At 72.0% G+C, this 1756-nt stretch carries 1 protein-coding gene; it reads left to right on the top strand.

Translation table 11 applies throughout. The annotated features are described in order from the left end of the window. Positions 1–1606: hypothetical protein (locus AB0J09_RS63975; RefSeq protein WP_360714182.1), on the top strand; the 1606-nt coding region annotated here is incomplete at its 5' end. Between the last annotated feature and the right edge of the window lie 150 nt (positions 1607–1756).

Here is a 1756-nt window from a genome sequence, read left to right as displayed (position 1 = left end):
CTGGGCCTCGCAGGCCGTCGAGCCGCCCGCCGAGCCGGTGGACCGCGTCGGCGAGATCACCGGCAAGGTCAAGGCGGACAAGCACCGCGTCGAGCTCACCGGGGGCAACGGCAAGGGCCTCGGCGAAGGCGACGACTACTACCTGGACAAGCGTGATATCCAGGACACCCTGCTGTTCGCCAACGAGGTGCTCACCGGCAGCGGGTCGGTCAGCGCGCGGATCGAGCAGGCGCAGGGCCCGGCCGGCGGCGTGATGCTCCGGGCCGACGCGCGCTACATCTACTTCGGCGCGGACGCCTCGGGCAGGCTCGTCCTGCAGAACCGCGACCGCGACTCCCGGCACGACTGGCAGGACGACCGGCGCAGCCCGGTCAACGCGAACATCCAGGGATACACCGCGGCCGAGTATCCGTTCGTCAAGCTCGTACGGGATGCCGACGCGCAGATCGTGCGGGCGTGGGCGAGCAAGGACGGCCGGTCATGGTCGTACGTGGCGGAGCTGTTCACGCCCTTCCCCGAAGGGGTGTACGCCGGGGTCGTGGCGGCCACGGCGGCCACGTTCACCGACGTCACGGTGTCGCCCGACCGCGACGGGACGCTCTACGCCCGGGTGGAGCGGGCCAGGGACCGGGTGACGCTGCGCTGGAGCAAGCCGGACACCGCCACCCGGTTCACCGTGTACCGCAAGGATGGCGCGACCGCCGCCTGGCGCCCGGTGCTCTCCAGCGCGCTGACCTTCGACTTCACCGACGAGCCGCTGCGGCACGGCACGCGCTTCTACCGGATCGCGACGATCGGCGCCGACGGTGCCGAGCGGGAGGGCTCGGGCCCGCTGATGGCGACGGCCGAGCCGCTCGCCACGGTGATCGCCGAGGCGGAGAAGCTGCCCGCGGCCGACTACACCAAGGGCAGCCACTACCTGCTGACCCGGACGATCGCCGAGGCGAAGGCGGGCGGCGACGAGGACGAGCTGATCGACCGGATCTACGCCGCCGTCGAGCGGCTCGAGCCGGTCGGCACGCTGCTGAGGAAGGTGACCGTCGAGCCGTCCATGGTGGAGGCGTCCACCGAGCCGTGGGGAGGAGGCGGGACCAAGGCCCAGAACGGCTGGCGCGCCTTCGACGGCGACCTGGCCACCGCCACCGACACGACCACCTCGGCGGGCTCGATCGACGTGCGCCTGCCGAAGGCGGTGGCTCTGGACGCGATCCGCTACCACCCGCGCTCCACGCACGTGACGCGGTTGAACGGCGCCGTGTTCAGGGGATCCGCCGACGGCGGCGCCACCTGGACCGACCTGCACACGGTCAGCGGGGTCGACACGGCGCAGTGGTACTCCGTCCCGCTTTCCCGGACCGCGGCCTACCCGTGGCTGCGCGTCGCCTTCCCGTCGGGCAACGCCAACGTGGCCGAGATCGAGTTCCTGTTCACGATCGACGACCATACCCTGCTCGACCTGCTCATCAAGGAGGCCGAGGCCGTCGACCCGAGCCGGTACACCCCACAACTGACCGCCGCGCTGGAGCACGCCCGCTCAGACCTGGCCGGTCAGGAACAGATCGACGTCGCGGCCGAGCGGCTGCGCGTCGCGCTCGCGAGCCTCTGACCAGGCGGTACGGCTCCCGCCGTACCGGCCCCTTTCCGCCCCCCCGAGGAGAGGTCATGTCCGAACGCAATCCCATCGTCAGCCGCCGTACCGCGCTCAAGACGGGGCTCGCCGCCGGTGCGGCCCTGCTCGTCCGCGCCGAACCCGCCG

Source organism: Nonomuraea sp. NPDC049784 (assembly GCF_040659615.1).
GTDB lineage: Bacteria > Actinomycetota > Actinomycetes > Streptosporangiales > Streptosporangiaceae > Nonomuraea.
The sequence above is the reverse complement of the archived record's forward strand: the minus strand, read 5'-3'. Positions and strand labels throughout refer to the sequence as shown.